Origin of the sequence: Bradyrhizobium sp., from assembly GCF_016219575.1 — a bacterium.
GTDB lineage: Bacteria > Pseudomonadota > Alphaproteobacteria > Rhizobiales > Xanthobacteraceae > Bradyrhizobium.
Genome location: NZ_JACRMG010000023.1, coordinates 13,366 through 27,119, shown reverse-complemented (window position 1 = coordinate 27,119; position 13,754 = coordinate 13,366). Strand labels below are relative to the sequence as shown.

Below are 13,754 nucleotides of genomic sequence, written 5' to 3'. Positions count from 1 at the left end.
CCTATGGCCGCACCGCTTCTTGCCCTGCAGCGAAGTCGCTTTCGCAAACGTCCTTGCCACGACTGTTATATACTATAATCATCAATGCAAGCAGGCGGACGCGTCACAGGGCCGACCGCGTTCGTCCCGGGGGAAGGAAAATTGCGCACCAAAGTGGCCATCATCGGCGCCGGTCCGGCGGGACTGCTGCTCGGGCAACTCCTGCACGGCTACGGCATCGACAATGTGATCCTCGAGCGGCAGACGGGCGACTATGTGCTCAGCCGCATCCGGGCGGGCCTGCTCGAGGAAGGCACGGTGGCGCTGCTCGACAAGGTCGGCGCCGGCGCGCGCGCCCATCGCGAGGGGCTGGTGCATCACGGCCTGGAACTCGCGTTCGGCGGATCGCGTCACCGCATCGACCTCCACGGCCCGACCGGGAAGTCCGTCATGATTTACGGCCAGACCGAGGTGACACTCGACCTGATGAACGCCCGCAAGGCGGCCGGGCTCCACTCGATCTACCGGGCCGGCGACGTCACGCCGCATGATTTCGACACCGACCACCCACGCGTCACCTATGTCAAGGACGGCGTTACCCACGAGATCGCCTGCGATTTCATCGCCGGCTGCGACGGCTTTCACGGCGTCAGCCGCGCCAGTATCAAACCAGAAGCGATCAAGACCTATGAGCGGGTCTATCCGTTCGGCTGGCTGGGCATCCTGTCCGAAACACCGCCGGTCTCGCCGGAGCTGATCTATGTCAACCACGAGCGCGGCTTTGCGCTCTGCACCATGCGCTCGATGCGGCGCAGCCGCTACTACGTGCAATGCCCGCTCGACGACGATATCGAGCAATGGCCGGACAAGCGTTTCTGGGACGAACTGAAATCGCGGCTGGACGAGCGTGCCCGCGACAGCCTCGTCACCGGTCCCTCGATCGAGAAGAGCATCGCGCCCTTGCGCAGCTTTGTCGCCGAGCCGATGCGGTTCGGCCGCATGTTCCTGGCAGGCGATGCCTCGCATATCGTACCGCCGACCGGCGCCAAGGGCCTCAATCTCGCGGCCAGCGACGTGCATTATCTCTCGAGCGGCTTGCGCGAGTATTACGACGAGAAATCCTCCGCCGGAATCGACGCCTATTCCGCAAAGGCGCTGGCGCGGGTCTGGAAGGCGGTGCGCTTCTCCTGGTGGATGACCTCGATGCTGCACAAATTCCCCGACCAGGGCGAATTCGGCCAGCGGATCCAGGAGGCGGAGCTCGACTATCTCGTCTCTTCGAAGGCGGCCTCCACCTCGCTCGTGGAGAACTACGTCGGGCTGCCGTTCTAGACGCGGCTGCACCGCACGCGAAGCGACAGTCGGCCGATGCTACGCCGCCGATTTCTCCGGCTTGATCTGGAAATTGCGCGTGGTGGCGAGCACCGTTCCGCACAGGGTTTCGCTATCGCCGGAGACGACAAAAATGTCGGCCGCGCCGACCGAATTGGTACGGCCGGCCTGCAGCACGCGGCCCCTGGCCCTGAGCATCTCGCCCTTCGCCGCGCCGGTCATCTTCACCGTGAAGTCCAGCGTCGCCAGCGCCCAGCCGCGCGGCAGCAGCGACAGGCAGGACGTGACGGCGGCGACGTCGCCGGCGGTTCCGACGATGGAAGCCGGAAACTGCCCGGGCGGGCCGGAGAAGCGCGCGACGAACGGCAGTTCGATCGTGACCTCGCCGGGCGAGACCGCGACGATGCGAATGCCATAGGCCCGCACGAAGTCCATCGAGGTGGCAAAGGCTTCGATTTCGGCCCGGCCAAGCCGGTCTTGCAGGTCAATCATGAACTCGTCTCCTTGCCTCAACTCGCCGCCCGCTTGCGGGCGGGCACATCGCTTCGCAGGACGACCGCGAGCGACTTCGCGACATCCTCGATCGGCGCGCCGCTGCGCTCGACACGGGCAAGAATCAGCGAGCCCTCCAGCGAAGAGACTGCCAACGTCGACAGCCGCCGCGCTTCGGCTCGCGAAAATCCGTCGCGAACCAGCGCCCGTGCGATCACCGCGCGCCAGGCGGCGAAGGCTTCGCGCCCGGCCAGCGCGATGCCGGCCGATTGCGGCGCGGATTCCAGCAGCGTCGTCGCGATCGGACAGCCGTCGCGGAAGCCGGATTTTGCCATCCAGCCGGTCACCAGCCGGCAATAGGCCTGCATCATGGCCGCCGCCGTCTTGTGCTCCTGTTCCAGCTTCTCGAGCGTGGCGACCACCCCCTTGCCGGCGAAGCGCACGGCGGCTTCGGCGATCTGGTCCTTGCCGTCGGGAAAATAGTGATAGAGCGAGCCCTTCGGCGCGCCCGCTACTTCCGCGATCTCGTTGATCCCGGTCGCGGCATAGCCGTTGCGGCGGAACAGCGTCGCCGCCGCCCGCACGATCGCGCCCCGGTGTTTTGGCGGTGCCGCCATCAAGCTGGTTCCCTGCGGTCCGTCTTCTTCATGGCGGACCGCAGGAATTCTATATAGACTGGTCTAGATAGGCAATGGCGAACGTTTCAAACAAGCGCTGCAAGGCCGTTTAAAACTTTGTAGGCGGTGCGTTTGCCGCCGACATCGCCTTCAATGCGGGAAGCAACGCAGCACCAGGGGTCCGCATGACAATGACAGACGTTCAGCCAGATTCGATTCCCGCCGGCTTCGAGCCGCATTTCCGCAAGAGCCCGCTCACCGATCCCTGGGAGCCGCTTTATTCCAGACGCACCGACAAGTCCGTGCACATGGGATTGCGGCTGGCCAGGGCGCACACCAATTCGCGCGGGCTGATTCACGGTGGCCTGATTGCCGCCCTCTCCGACAACGCGATGGGCTACGCCTGCGCGCAGGCGATGGGCTGGGACACAAGCAAGTCGCTGGTGACCATCGGCCTAGCGGTGGATTTCATCGGCACCGCGGAGGTCGGCCAATGGCTCGCAATCGAGCCGGAAGTGATCAGGACCGGCAGCACCATCTGCTTCGCGCAGAGCCTGATCAGGGCCGACGACGTCGTGATCGCCCGCGCCAACGGCACCTTCCGCGTGGTGCCGAGGAAGCCGGCCGCCTAGCCGAAATGCCAGTCGGCGGTCTCGGTGACGAGGTCGATGAACGCGCGCACCTTGGCCGAAAGCAGCCGCGACGTCGGGTAGACGATGTGGATCGGCAGCGGTGGCTGCTCGAACTGCTGCAGTACCACCTTGAGCGCACCGCGCCGGATGCCATCGGCCGCCTGATAGGCGAGCACCCGCGTCAGCCCGCCGCCCTGCTCGGCATACTGGATGGCGGCGTCGGCGCCATTGGAAGAGAAGCGCGGCGCGATGTTGAGGCGGAATTCGCGGTCTCCCTCGGCGAAGCGCCATTCACCGCTCACGCTGCTCGCGCCGAACTGGATGGTCTGGTGGCCGGCGATTCCGGCTGGCGTCTTCGGCTCGCCATGACGTTTGAGATAATCGGGCGAAGCCACGACGATACGCCGCATCTCGCCGACATGGCGCGCCACCAGCGAGGAGTCGGCGAGGAAGCCGATGCGAACCGCCAGATCGATGCCGTCTTCCACGAGGTTGACGACGCGATCCTCCAGCCGAAGCTCGGCGGAGACATCGCCATGGCGCTGCAAATAGGCCGCCATCACCGGGCTGACATGCAGCCGGCCAAAGCCGACCGGCGCCGACACCACGAGCCGCCCGCTCGGCCGCGTGCGCTCGCCTTCGGCCGCAAGTTCCGCCTCCTCGACATCGGCGAGGATCCGCCGCGCCCGTTCGAGAAAGCGCGTGCCGGCATCGGTGAGCGTCACCGAGCGCGTGGTCCGCTGCAACAGCCGAGCGCCGAGGCGCTCCTCCAAGGCTGCGATCAGCCGCGTCACCGCCGAGGGCGACAGCCGCAGCTTGCGCGCAGCCGGGGCAAAGCCCCGGAAATCGGCCACCGCGACAAAGGCCTGCATGGCGTCGATACGGTCCATGCCATTATTTCAATATCTGCAACAGTAAACTGTCAATCTCGGTGATTGTTTAAATCATGGAAATATCCACCTTAAAGCCAGACAATGAGGCCATGAGATTACCCCGATGTCGGACGTTCACCCCTATTCCAGCGACGTTGCCTTCACGCCGGCCGTCAAGGCCATCCAGACCCGCAAGGGATCGCGCGAGACCTATGCCAGGCAGGAGGAGCGCGGCGGCTGGCGCACCGAGATCGACGACAATCTCGCGGCTTTCCTCGCCGAGACCAGCAGCTTCTATCTCGCAACGGCGACCGCCGACGGCCAGCCCTACATCCAGCACCGCGGCGGCCCGAGGGGATTTGTGAAGATCCTCGACAAGAACACGATCGCGTTCGCCGACTATGCCGGCAACCGGCAATACATCACGCAGGGAAATCTCTCGGAGAATCCGAGGGCCTACATTTTCGTGATGGATTACGCGCATCGGCGCCGGGTGAAGATCTGGGGCGAGGCGCGCATGATCGACGACGATCCGGCGCTGATCGACGCGCTGATGCCGAAAGGCTATCGCGCGCGGCCCGAGCAGGTGCTGGTGTTCAAGATCGCAGCCTGGGACACCAATTGCCCGCAGCACATTCCGCAGAAGTTCGACGCGGCTGATGTTGCGGCGGCGCTCGCCGCGCGCGACGCGCGGATCGCCGAACTGGAGGCGGAGCTGGCGGCCCTGAAGGGACGGCCGGTTCCCGCCGGGTGAGAGATCACGCGGCGACGGCCTGCTGCAGCGGCTTCCAGGCGAATTCCGGATAGTACTGCGCCATCATGCGGTCGACATAGGCGGTGAGGTTGTCGAACTTCTCCGCGCGCTCACGCAGGGTCGAATCGAAGAACGGTGTCAGGATTCCCGCCAGCGCGCCGAAAGCGGTGGCATCGGTGCCGCAGGGCTCCTCGCCCATCAGATAGGTCTTGTCGCCGAGCTGCACCGACAATGCGAACAGCGAGCGCACCGCAAGATCGACATCCTCGTCCGGGGCGTGGCGGCCGAGGCCGCTCAACAGATAGTTCTCGGCGACGCGGAATTGCGCGTCCTCGCGGACTTTCTCACGCTGGTGCTCGGGCACGCGGTCGAAGAAATGCGCCGGCCCCTTGGCAAAATTCTCCGGATCGACCCAGCGCGCGCCGACCAGCGCCCAGTAGACATGGTGCTCGATCATGCGCTCGAACGCCCAGGCCTGCGCGCGCTGCTGCAGGCTGAGAGGCGCGTCGAAATCGAAGCCGTACTTGCCCTCGATATGGGCGCGGATGAAGGTGGTATCGGCGATGCGCTCTGCCTCGTCCTCGATATAGGGCAATTGCCCCTTCGGCGAGGCGGGAGGCATGGCCTTCTCCTTGGCGTAGGTGAGGCCAGCCATGCGCAGCTGCACCTCGGCCTTGGTGACGAACGGGCTGATTTCCGGCAGGCCAAATCCGGCGCCAAAGCCAAATAGCGTAATCATTTCGGGCTCCTTCGATCTCTGACGCAAACGCTAGCGGAGGCCTGCTGCCACCATGGTGTCAGCAGGGTTTTGCCGGCCGCTTGTTCCCTCCCGCCTGGCCGATACAAGTTTCCGGCACCCGAAGGCCCAGGCGGCGGCCACCAGGTTCAGCGCCAGCGCGAGCAGGCCCCAGCGCAGGTCGGAACCGAGCTGGACTGCGATCAGGCGCACCAGCAACCAGGTTTGAAGCCGCCCAAGCGGCTGGTAATTTCCGTGTTCGGATAGAATCATCATGGACAAATCCCTTCTCGTTTGTTGTCCCTGATGTAGCCGCCCCCTGCTGACAACATCCTGTCAGCATCGGCGCGATGCCTTGAGAAAAGAGAACGACCCATGAGACGCGCCGACCGGCTGTTCCAGATCATCCAGGTGCTTCGGCGCACGCGCAAACCGCTGACGGCGGATGCGATCGCGGCTGAACTGGAGACCTCGAAGCGCACCATCTATCGCGATATCGCAACCCTGATCGGCCAGCGCGTGCCGATCCGCGGCGAAGCCGGCATGGGTTATATCCTCGAAAAGGGATTCGACCTGCCGCCCCTGATGCTGACGCCCGACGAGATCGAGGCGGCCGTGCTCGGCGCGCAATGGGTGGCGAGCCATGCCGATCCCGTGCTGGCGCGGGCGGCCGAGGATCTGAAGGCGAAGATCGCCGATACCGTGCCGGAGCGGCTGCGGCCTTTCGTGCTGGAGCCGGCGAGCGGCGCACGCCCGAGCTGGCGGCGCGAGCCAGACCGCATCGACATGGTGCGCACCCGCTCGCAGATCCACGAGGGCAAGAAGATCGCGCTGCGCTACCGCGATGAGCACGGCCGCGACAGCGAGCGCACGATATGGCCGATCGCGATCGGCTATCACGAAGCGGTGCGGCTGCTGGCCGCCTGGTGCGAGCTGCGCAAGGATTTCAGGAGCTTCCGCACCGACCGCGTGGTTGGCGCCGATTATCTCGACGAGAAGTACCCTGAGAGACGCGATGTGCTGCGGGCGAAGTGGCGGCAGAGCATGGTATGGGAGCAACCGAAAGAACCATGATGCCGGACGCCGCCCAGAACCCCTGCCAGAGTTGCGGCGCCTGCTGCTTCTATTCGGCGAACTGGCCGCGCTTCACCGTCGAGGACGACAGCGCGCTCGATCTCATTCCCGTCAGGTATGTCAACGACAGGCAATCCGGCATGCGCTGCGACGGCGACCGCTGCTCGGCCCTGACGGGCGATGTCGGGATAGCAACCTCATGCGCGATCTACGCCGTGCGGCCGGAAGTCTGCCGCACGTGCCTGCCCGGCGATGTCGAATGCAACATGGCGCGCCGGCGGCATGGGTTGCCGGCGATCTAGGTCAGGCCGTGATGGCTGCCGCGACGTCCTCGTCGACTTCGTCGTCGAGCGGCTTGAAGGTGGAGAGCGGCTTGGTCGAGAGCGTGATCGGCTTGCGGCCGCCGCTGGCGGTGGATGTCGTTGCGCGCGCCGCCGGCTCGCGCGACAGCGCATGAAGGGTCGAGCCGACGCGGCCGCCGATCTCGATCAACTCGCGCTCGGTGCAGCTTGCGGCAATGGCCAGAGCCAGCTGATGCAGGTGGCTGCGGCGGTAGCAGAACAGCGCCAGCATGGCACGGACCTCGGGCGAAACGCTCTCGACGAGCTTTGGCAATCCATGCTCGCTGGCGCGATACATCTCGCCGAGCAATTCGTCGCGGACCGGGCAGAAATCGTTCTCAAAGGCGTCGCGGCTTGAAAACATTGCAGTTCTCCCTGTTTGGGAAGATGCGCCGCAATTCTCTAACGAAGGGTTAACCCTCCCGTCCGGTGGTCCTCCGGGGGTGTTGCAAGGGGTTCGCGAATCGGAACGGCGCCTCTCTCACCCTCCCATGAAGAGGAATCGTGCAGTAAAAACGCATCCGGTTCACCGTGGAATGCCTATGCCCTTCACCATCTCCGATCTCCGCCGGCAGCCGCAATCGGGCCGCACGAACTGGATGTGTACGTTCGAGAGAAGCCGCTCAGTTCGACGCCATGAAGATCGACAGGCCAAACCCGGTGAGGTGATGCAGCGCCTGGTCGACGCCGATCAGCGACCAGAACCAGGGATGCTCCTGGTTGACGCCGAAGTGCGAGGTCACAAAACCCTTGGCGCGGTCAATGGTGATGTGGATGGCGAAGTCGATGAAGGCGACGAACCAGAATTTCGGCGCGACGATGAGGATCAGCAGCAACGCAACCCCAAGATGCACGAGGCAGTGTGCCAGCAGCGGCAGCGCCCAGCCGTGCCGCTGGTCCTTGCCGATCGCCATCCATGAATTCTGCAGGAAAAAATCCGCCACGATGTGCTTGGCGGTCAGCAGCAACATCCATCCGACCAGCGCGCCAACCGGAACCGAGGAAGACATCGTAGGGAGCAACAAAGCTGACGCCTCTATTGACTGGACTTGGGAGAGCGGGATCGGGAGTTCAGGCGGTCAGCTCGATTTTCTTCTCGAACCGGGACATTTGCCCGGTATTGGCGCATTTATGACAAATCCCGGCAGGGATTGCACCTGTAACCGCGCCGAAAATCCGCCAGTGTGACCTTCCGGCGATACGCCGCCGGGCAATGACGGTAAGGTTACCGGCGGGCCGGATTTGCAAACCGGGCCGCCAAGGGTATCATCCCGAGGCTGGAAATTATCGTTCTTTTTTAGACAGTTAGGTTTTCCCGGGCGCCCCACAACCTTTGGCGGTGGGAGCAGCGCCCCCGGCCCAGGTTCAAACCAGGTCTCCAACCATGAGCGTCGAAGCTCCGATCCCGCCAGCTGGAAAGCAGCGCAAGCGCATCAGGATCATCAAGAGCAATCGCGTCCAGATCTTCCTGTTCGTCCTGCTGACGCTGGTGCTGACCGTCACCACCGTCTGGGGCGCGCGGATCTGGCTGAAGAATTCCGAGACGCTGGTGTTTGCCGTGGGCGACCCGAACGGTCCCGAGGCGCGCTTTGCCAACAAGCTCGCCACGATGCTGAAGAACAATCTGTCGCGCCTCAGGGTGAAGATCGTCACCAACGCCGACAACGCCAAGGCGCTGGCGCAGTTCGATCGCCGCGAAGCCAATCTGGCCGTGCTGCGCACCGACGCCAAGGTGCCGGCGCGCGCCCGCGCCGTCGCCATTCTCGACCACGACCTGGTGCTGGTGCTGAGCCCGGGCGGCAAGAAGATCAAGTCGCTCGCCGAGCTGAAGAAAAAGAAAGTGGCCGTCATCTCCGACAACGAGAGCGGCTCCAGTTTCATTCGCAGCGTCCTCGAATTGGCCGACAGCCCCGCCACGGCGCCGCTGATGCAGGTCGTCCCGCCCGGCTCGCCCGTCGACAAGTTGTTTGCGTCCGGCTTCGCCGCGGTCATCGCGATTGCTCCGGCATCGAAGCTGATCAAGGACAAGAGCTACGAGCAATATGCCCGGCGCGGCGGCCTCACCGTGAACGCGATCGAGGCGGCAAAGCTGCTGACCCGCAAATATCCGGCGCTGTCGGATGAGACCATCGCAGCCGGCACGCTGTCCTCCTCGCCGGCGATACCGGAGGACGACGTCGAAACGGTCGGGCTGCAATGGCTGCTGGTCACACATTCGAGGATGCCGAACACGACCATCGGCGAGCTCGCCCGCCTGATCTACGAGAACAAGGCGGATCTGGCGGTGGAGAACGGATTCGCCTCGCGGATCGAGCCGGCCGCCACCGACAAGGAGGCCTTCATCATCGCCCATCCCGGCGCTGCCGAATACATCAACGACGACATCAAGTCGTTCGTCGAGCGCTACAGCGATCTGATGTACTTCGCCGCCGCCGCACTCGGCATCATCGGCTCGATCTGTGCCACGCTCTATACCAAGGTGACGCGCGTCGCGCCGGAGAAGGCGAGCGAGCTGGCGACGCAGCTGCTCGACATCGGCGAGGACTGCCAGGACGCGACCTGCGCCGACGATCTCGATCGCATGCAGGACGAGCTGGAAAGGATATTGCGCGGGGTGGTGATAGGGCTGCGCGACGGCACGATCAGTAGCGACGGGCTGGAAACCTTCAAGCTCGGCTACCAGTTCGTGCGCGACGAGATCGCCATGCGCCGCGAGGCGCTGTTGCGCCATGCCCATGATGCGGCCCCTGCCCCCGCCCCCGCCCATGAGGACAACGTCGTGGTGGTGAAGACGGCGCAAAGCGCCTGAGACGGAGCTGCGTGGGCACCCACGTGTGGAAGCGGCAACCAATGCCGCGGTTCCAAATGAAAAGCCCCGGACGACGCCGGGGCTTTTGAGTTTGTCGGAGAGAAGAACGGATCAGTACTTCGCGACGACCGCCGCCGGGCCGCCGAACTTGTAGTCGAGGCGAATTCGACCAACAACTGCGCTGTTGGTGATGTTCCAGTTGCGGTCGGCCGGGAAGAGGTTCGGAAGCAACTGACCGATGGGGAGGTTCTGCTTGAATTCGTAGTACAAGCCTTCGCCGCCGAGGATCCAGTTGTCGGTCAATGCGTACTGAACGCCGCCGCCGGCAACCCAGCCGATGTTGGACGACGTCACCGACGCGATATCGGTGAGGACGGCCAGGTTGGCAGCGGTATAGTTCTCATAGCTGTTGGTGATCCGGGCAAAGGCCGCGCCGCCCGTGACGTAGAGCAGCAAGCGATCCGTCGCCGCGAAGCCCAGGCGAACCCGCGCCGAGCCGAGCGCATCGTACCTCGTACGCAGGATCTCATCGCGGTTAATGCTGTCCATGATGCCGTAGTGGTTCACGTCGATCCAGGTTCCGTCGACCTCACCGCCGACCACGAACCGATTGACCTGGTAGTTACAGCCGACCTGACCACCCACAACCCCGCGATCAGCGCTCGGTTCCTGGTTGAAAATCTGGGTCGTGTTGGGGACAGTATAGGCCCAATCAGACCTCACACCGGCCCAGCCCGCATGGCCGCCGATGTAACAGCCGGTCCAGCTGAACACCGGAACGGGCGCTACCATCGGCCGTGCCTTGACCGCCATATCGGCCGCAGAAGCGGCGCCTGCTGCGCCGAGGGTGATAACTCCAGCGAGGATTGCTGCCAGCTTCGTTTTCATTGCACGCCCTCCAAATAATTCAAATTTGTCGAGGCCGATTCCAATGAAATTCGCCTGCACACACAAGCATAACCATGCAAATCCACGGTTGAAGTCGGCCGATTTGCCAGCGACTGTGGCAATTCAGCCATAGATGGGCCTTTCAGCGGGTGGTTTATGGGTCATGTCGACTGGCTTCCCCGGCATATGGGGAAAACGGCCCACTTTGCGGGCAGCCCAACGGGGAAGCGGAACTGCCCTATTCCGCGGCCGTGTCCGTCTCAGCCGCGGTCCCCCGTGCCCGGATTTCCGCGATCTTGCGCTTGAGCGCGACCTGGCGGGGGTCGGGCATCGCGGCCGCCCGCGCCTCGGCGATGGCGCCGGCAAGATCGGCCAGCCTCAGCACGCCGTCGAAGGTCGGCTTGGCAAGGCCGTCGATGATGGCGTGCCAGTCGGCCAGACCGTAGCGGTACGCGTCGCCATAGCCCTGGACCATGGTGGCGGTATCGACGATGGCGCGGGCCGCCGCCGGCTGCTTGGTGAGCGCGCGGTCGACCATGTGCAGCCAGCGTTCGACCCAGTCGCGCTCCTTCGAATAGCGGATCGAGTAGCGGCGCCAGCGCTTCAGCGAAGCCTCGATCTTCAGGCGGCGAATGCTGAAGCGGCTCGCGGTGCTGAAGTGGATCGAGACGCGCTTGTGCACCCAGCCGAGCCAGTTGAGCACGTCGAGCAGCGGCTCGGCGACCACCGTGGGCAGCGCCTCCACCATCTCGTCGAGCCGCAATTTCCTGACGTCGTCGGCGCGCGGCGTATCCGGATAGGCCTCCAGCTCCAGCAGTTTCAGCTGCGCGATCCGGATCGCGTCCTCGTAGCTCATGCGCATCGCCATCAGGCGAGCGATATCGAGCAGCATCGCATCGTCGACGCCCCGCTTGCCCACGAAACGCTTGAGCCGGTCGACATAGAGCTTGGCATATCGCGTACCCTGATACTCGATCAGGAGGTGGATGGCGTCGCTGGCGACCGGCACCGCCGCCTCCGGCAGTCCCGCGGGCAAATGGGGCATCGAGCCGTCCTGCTCGCCGATGATGTCGGCGAACAGATAGCGAAGGGACTCGCGGACGTCGGAAAATGCACCCATGCTGCCTGCGCTCAAGCGGTCTTGGCCGCAGCCTGTTGCGCCAGCCGCTGCTCAAGCTTTTCGATATTCTCGAACAGCCGCGCGCTGGAAAGACGGAGGAAGTAGAAGCCGAACGCCGGGTTCTGCACGTAGAGCTCCTCGACCTTGCTGTAGCTGACGGAAAGGATCAGGCCGTCGGCGATGCATTCCAGGGTCTGCGTGCGCATGTTCGACGGCGACAGCATGCCAAGTTCGCCGACGATGGCGCCGACCGGCAGCTCGATGCCGGACTCCACCAGGCGGAAGCGGCCGCTGACGATGTAGAGCATGTTCTCGGCCTTCTCGTCCTTGTAGAAGATGATCTCGCCGGCCTTGTAGGTGCGCTCGGTCATGAACGGCTTCAGCCAGTCCATCGAGAGGTCGCTGTTGACTGATCTCCTGACGTCGCGGATGAGCTGCAGCATCTGGTGCAGGCGATAGGAGTTGAGCACCAGCACCACCGTCTGCACCAGGATCACCAGGTAATTGTGGCTCGGGATCGCAGTCCCGATCAGCACGAGATTGGTCAGGATACCGACCACCCGGAGCGGGATCATGGTCTTCATCGTGGTGGTTGCGACCACGAAGATCGACGCGAACACCGCGCCGGCGGTTCCTGCGTGTTGTGCCAGATTTGACGGATCCATGGGAGCCAACCAGTTGTTTCGAAATGAACGGTTTTCGCGATCTTAGCGTGGCCGCGGCCGCCATCATAAGGCGCGCCGGACTCCTTCGATATACGGAGAAAAAGCGAGGTTTGGTCGGGAATTTCACAGGTCTGGATCAAATTTGGCCGGCTCCCCGGGGGGTGCGGCCGGTCCGGTCGAGCCGGCCTGCGCCGCCAATCGCCGCATTGCCCCTAAACCCTTAAGCGCGCGGGACAAAGCGACCCGGCCGTCGTTGACGGCACCCGTCGAGGCGGGCACCTTGCGACTTTCGGGTTCCTCCAGGGAGAGGCATTGCCTCCCGATGTCAAAGCCGCGCTTTCCAGCCCTGTCCCTGTTCGTCGCGGCGACCGCCGGCCGCAACATGACGAGGCCGGCCTATGTCGCGGTGGCGGTCGGCGTCGGGACGATGGTGCTGCTCACACTGGACCCTGCCTATGAGGCGGCGCATCGCTGGGTCGATGCGGTGATGTTCGCCTGCCTGGCTTTTTTCGTGTTCGAATGGGTGGTACGGCTGCGCCACGCCATCCACTCCCAGCGCGGGCTTGCCTACAGCTTCACCTTCCGCGGACTGGTCGACCTGGCCGGCGCCGCGACCGTTCCGGTGGCCTTCGCCGCAGGCGCCGGCCCCCAATCGGCCTGGCTGTTCGGCGTCCTCTGGTTGCTGAAACTCGTGCCGGGCATTCCCGGCCTGCGCCAGCTGCGGCGGGTGGTGGTGCTGGAATCAGGCCCCCTGTTTTCCGTGCTGGTGATCTTCCTGATGGTGGTGTTCCTCGCCTCGGTGGCCGAGCATTTCCTCGAGCGCGATATCCAGCCGCAGACTTTCGGCAGCGTGCCGGCGGCCCTGTGGTGGGCGGTGGTGACGCTCACCACCACGGGTTATGGCGACGTGGTGCCGGTGACGCCGCTCGGGCGCATGGTGGCCGCGCTGGTGATGATCTCCGGCCTCGGCGTATTCGGCCTGTGGACCGGCATCATGGCAACCGGCTTTGCCGCCGAGACCCGCCGCGACAATTTCCTGAAGACCTGGGAATCCGTCAGCAAGGTGCCGTTCTTCGCCGCCCTTGGACCTGCCGCGATCGCCGACGTCACCAACATGCTGCGCACCATGGACCTGCCGCCGCGCACCATGATCATCCGCAAGGGCCAGCAGGGTGACTGCATGTATTTCATCGCCGCCGGCGAGGTGGAGGTCGACCTTCCCGGCGGCAAGAAGGTGGCGCTCGGCGAAGGCGCCTTCTTCGGCGAGATGGCGCTACTCGGCAATGCCACGCGCAACGCCGACATCACGACAACGGGCGTGACGCGGCTGCTCGTGCTCGACCTCGTCGACTTCCGCCTGCTGATGGCGCGCCATCCCGAGCTCGGCCAGACCATCGACGCCGAGGCCAAGCGCCGCGCGCTGGAAAACAAATAAGGAGAATC

General features: G+C 64.4%; 17 protein-coding genes. 7 read left to right on the top strand and 10 right to left on the bottom strand.

All coding sequences use genetic code 11. The annotated features are described in order from the left end of the window. Positions 1 to 141 precede the first annotated feature (141 nt). Positions 142 to 1,311: a 4-hydroxybenzoate 3-monooxygenase gene (gene pobA, locus HZB49_RS18505; protein WP_291613955.1), complete on the top strand. Its 1,170-nt coding sequence runs from the start codon at positions 142 to 144 to the stop codon at positions 1,309 to 1,311. Between the two features lie 39 nt (positions 1,312 to 1,350). On the opposite strand, the gene HZB49_RS18500 is transcribed toward pobA, so the two are convergent. Together HZB49_RS18500 and HZB49_RS18495 are read right to left on the bottom strand one after the other, a co-directional pair. Further along, positions 1,351 to 1,803, bottom strand: a complete 453-nt coding sequence (locus tag HZB49_RS18500; protein ID WP_291613953.1) for a PaaI family thioesterase — start codon at positions 1,801 to 1,803, stop codon at positions 1,351 to 1,353. A gap of 17 nt (positions 1,804 to 1,820) precedes the next feature. Further along, a complete protein-coding gene (locus tag HZB49_RS18495) occupies positions 1,821 to 2,420 on the bottom strand; it encodes a TetR/AcrR family transcriptional regulator (protein ID WP_291613951.1) in 600 nt (199 codons plus the stop codon). A gap of 185 nt (positions 2,421 to 2,605) precedes the next feature. Between HZB49_RS18495 and HZB49_RS18490 the strand changes: the two genes are divergently transcribed. Next, positions 2,606 to 3,052, top strand: coding sequence for a PaaI family thioesterase (locus HZB49_RS18490; protein WP_291613949.1), 447 nt, complete (start codon positions 2,606 to 2,608; stop codon positions 3,050 to 3,052). Here the strand turns inward: HZB49_RS18490 and HZB49_RS18485 are convergent. Beyond that, positions 3,049 to 3,942: a LysR family transcriptional regulator gene (locus tag HZB49_RS18485; RefSeq protein WP_291613947.1), complete on the bottom strand. Its 894-nt coding sequence runs from the start codon at positions 3,940 to 3,942 to the stop codon at positions 3,049 to 3,051. The genes HZB49_RS18490 and HZB49_RS18485 overlap by 4 nt on opposite strands. 106 nt (positions 3,943 to 4,048) lie before the next feature. On the opposite strand from HZB49_RS18485, the gene HZB49_RS18480 reads away from it, so the two are divergent. Further along, entirely contained in the window at positions 4,049 to 4,678 is a 630-nt protein-coding gene (locus HZB49_RS18480; RefSeq protein WP_291613945.1) for a pyridoxamine 5'-phosphate oxidase family protein, read from the top strand. A 4-nt stretch (positions 4,679 to 4,682) separates the two neighbouring features. Here HZB49_RS18480 and HZB49_RS18475 read toward each other — a convergent pair whose 3' ends face one another. Both HZB49_RS18475 and HZB49_RS18470 read right to left on the bottom strand, forming a co-directional pair. Then, positions 4,683 to 5,417, bottom strand: a complete 735-nt coding sequence (locus HZB49_RS18475) for a glutathione S-transferase family protein (protein ID WP_291613943.1) — start codon at positions 5,415 to 5,417, stop codon at positions 4,683 to 4,685. 30 nt (positions 5,418 to 5,447) lie between these two features. After that, complete coding sequence (locus tag HZB49_RS18470; protein WP_291613941.1) at positions 5,448 to 5,690, bottom strand: hypothetical protein; 243 nt, start codon at positions 5,688 to 5,690, stop codon at positions 5,448 to 5,450. A 99-nt stretch (positions 5,691 to 5,789) separates the two neighbouring features. Between HZB49_RS18470 and HZB49_RS18465 the strand changes: the two genes are divergently transcribed. After that, entirely contained in the window at positions 5,790 to 6,488 is a 699-nt protein-coding gene (locus tag HZB49_RS18465; RefSeq protein ID WP_291613939.1) for a YafY family protein, read from the top strand. After that, positions 6,488 to 6,790, top strand: a complete 303-nt coding sequence (locus tag HZB49_RS18460; RefSeq protein ID WP_291614501.1) for a YkgJ family cysteine cluster protein — start codon at positions 6,488 to 6,490, stop codon at positions 6,788 to 6,790. The genes HZB49_RS18465 and HZB49_RS18460 overlap by 1 nt, the downstream gene beginning before the upstream one ends. A gap of 1 nt (position 6,791) precedes the next feature. Here the strand turns inward: HZB49_RS18460 and HZB49_RS18455 are convergent, their stop codons facing one another. Then, positions 6,792 to 7,193 (bottom strand): hypothetical protein, encoded by a 402-nt coding sequence (locus HZB49_RS18455; protein WP_291613936.1) that lies wholly within the window; start codon positions 7,191 to 7,193, stop codon positions 6,792 to 6,794. Positions 7,194 to 7,452: 259 nt separating this feature from the next. Then, the gene (locus HZB49_RS18450) at positions 7,453 to 7,800 is read right to left on the bottom strand and encodes a DUF3307 domain-containing protein (RefSeq protein ID WP_291614499.1); all 348 of its coding nucleotides are present in this window, start codon (positions 7,798 to 7,800) and stop codon (positions 7,453 to 7,455) included. 413 nt (positions 7,801 to 8,213) lie between these two features. Here HZB49_RS18450 and HZB49_RS18445 point away from each other — a divergent pair, with 413 nt between their 5' ends. Then, complete coding sequence (locus HZB49_RS18445) at positions 8,214 to 9,638, top strand: TAXI family TRAP transporter solute-binding subunit (RefSeq protein WP_291613934.1); 1,425 nt, start codon at positions 8,214 to 8,216, stop codon at positions 9,636 to 9,638. 111 nt (positions 9,639 to 9,749) lie between these two features. Here the strand turns inward: HZB49_RS18445 and HZB49_RS18440 are convergent, their stop codons facing one another. From HZB49_RS18440 to HZB49_RS18430, 3 genes are all read right to left on the bottom strand, one after another. Then, the gene (locus HZB49_RS18440) at positions 9,750 to 10,526 is read right to left on the bottom strand and encodes an outer membrane beta-barrel protein (protein WP_291613932.1); all 777 of its coding nucleotides are present in this window, start codon (positions 10,524 to 10,526) and stop codon (positions 9,750 to 9,752) included. Between the two features lie 238 nt (positions 10,527 to 10,764). Then, the gene (locus HZB49_RS18435; RefSeq protein WP_291613930.1) at positions 10,765 to 11,646 is read right to left on the bottom strand and encodes a DUF6537 domain-containing protein; all 882 of its coding nucleotides are present in this window, start codon (positions 11,644 to 11,646) and stop codon (positions 10,765 to 10,767) included. An 11-nt stretch (positions 11,647 to 11,657) separates the two neighbouring features. Continuing rightward, positions 11,658 to 12,311: a cyclic nucleotide-binding domain-containing protein gene (locus HZB49_RS18430; RefSeq protein WP_291613928.1), complete on the bottom strand. Its 654-nt coding sequence runs from the start codon at positions 12,309 to 12,311 to the stop codon at positions 11,658 to 11,660. A 322-nt stretch (positions 12,312 to 12,633) separates the two neighbouring features. On the opposite strand from HZB49_RS18430, the gene HZB49_RS18425 reads away from it, so the two are divergent. Further along, on the top strand, positions 12,634 to 13,746 hold the full coding sequence (locus HZB49_RS18425) for a cyclic nucleotide-gated ion channel (RefSeq protein WP_291613926.1): 1,113 nt from the start codon (positions 12,634 to 12,636) through the stop codon (positions 13,744 to 13,746). The last annotated feature ends 8 nt before the right edge of the window (positions 13,747 to 13,754 follow it).

Bases quoted from the DNA above. Each gene is read 5' to 3' on its own strand.
- HZB49_RS18430 (WP_291613928.1), bottom strand. From the start codon at position 12,311: ATGGATCCGTCAAATCTGGCACAACACGCAGGAACCGCCGGCGCGGTG.
- HZB49_RS18425 (WP_291613926.1), top strand. From the start codon at position 12,634: ATGTCAAAGCCGCGCTTTCCAGCCCTGTCCCTGTTCGTCGCGGCGACC.
- HZB49_RS18480 (WP_291613945.1), top strand. From the start codon at position 4,049: ATGTCGGACGTTCACCCCTATTCCAGCGACGTTGCCTTCACGCCGGCC.
- HZB49_RS18445 (WP_291613934.1), top strand. From the start codon at position 8,214: ATGAGCGTCGAAGCTCCGATCCCGCCAGCTGGAAAGCAGCGCAAGCGC.
- HZB49_RS18485 (WP_291613947.1), bottom strand. From the start codon at position 3,942: ATGGACCGTATCGACGCCATGCAGGCCTTTGTCGCGGTGGCCGATTTC.
- HZB49_RS18440 (WP_291613932.1), bottom strand. From the start codon at position 10,526: ATGAAAACGAAGCTGGCAGCAATCCTCGCTGGAGTTATCACCCTCGGC.
- HZB49_RS18450 (WP_291614499.1), bottom strand. From the start codon at position 7,800: ATGTTGCTGCTGACCGCCAAGCACATCGTGGCGGATTTTTTCCTGCAG.
- HZB49_RS18470 (WP_291613941.1), bottom strand. From the start codon at position 5,690: ATGATGATTCTATCCGAACACGGAAATTACCAGCCGCTTGGGCGGCTT.
- HZB49_RS18455 (WP_291613936.1), bottom strand. From the start codon at position 7,193: ATGTTTTCAAGCCGCGACGCCTTTGAGAACGATTTCTGCCCGGTCCGC.
- HZB49_RS18475 (WP_291613943.1), bottom strand. From the start codon at position 5,417: ATGATTACGCTATTTGGCTTTGGCGCCGGATTTGGCCTGCCGGAAATC.
- HZB49_RS18500 (WP_291613953.1), bottom strand. From the start codon at position 1,803: ATGATTGACCTGCAAGACCGGCTTGGCCGGGCCGAAATCGAAGCCTTT.
- HZB49_RS18460 (WP_291614501.1), top strand. From the start codon at position 6,488: ATGCCGGACGCCGCCCAGAACCCCTGCCAGAGTTGCGGCGCCTGCTGC.
- HZB49_RS18435 (WP_291613930.1), bottom strand. From the start codon at position 11,646: ATGGGTGCATTTTCCGACGTCCGCGAGTCCCTTCGCTATCTGTTCGCC.
- HZB49_RS18495 (WP_291613951.1), bottom strand. From the start codon at position 2,420: ATGGCGGCACCGCCAAAACACCGGGGCGCGATCGTGCGGGCGGCGGCG.
- HZB49_RS18465 (WP_291613939.1), top strand. From the start codon at position 5,790: ATGAGACGCGCCGACCGGCTGTTCCAGATCATCCAGGTGCTTCGGCGC.
- HZB49_RS18490 (WP_291613949.1), top strand. From the start codon at position 2,606: ATGACAATGACAGACGTTCAGCCAGATTCGATTCCCGCCGGCTTCGAG.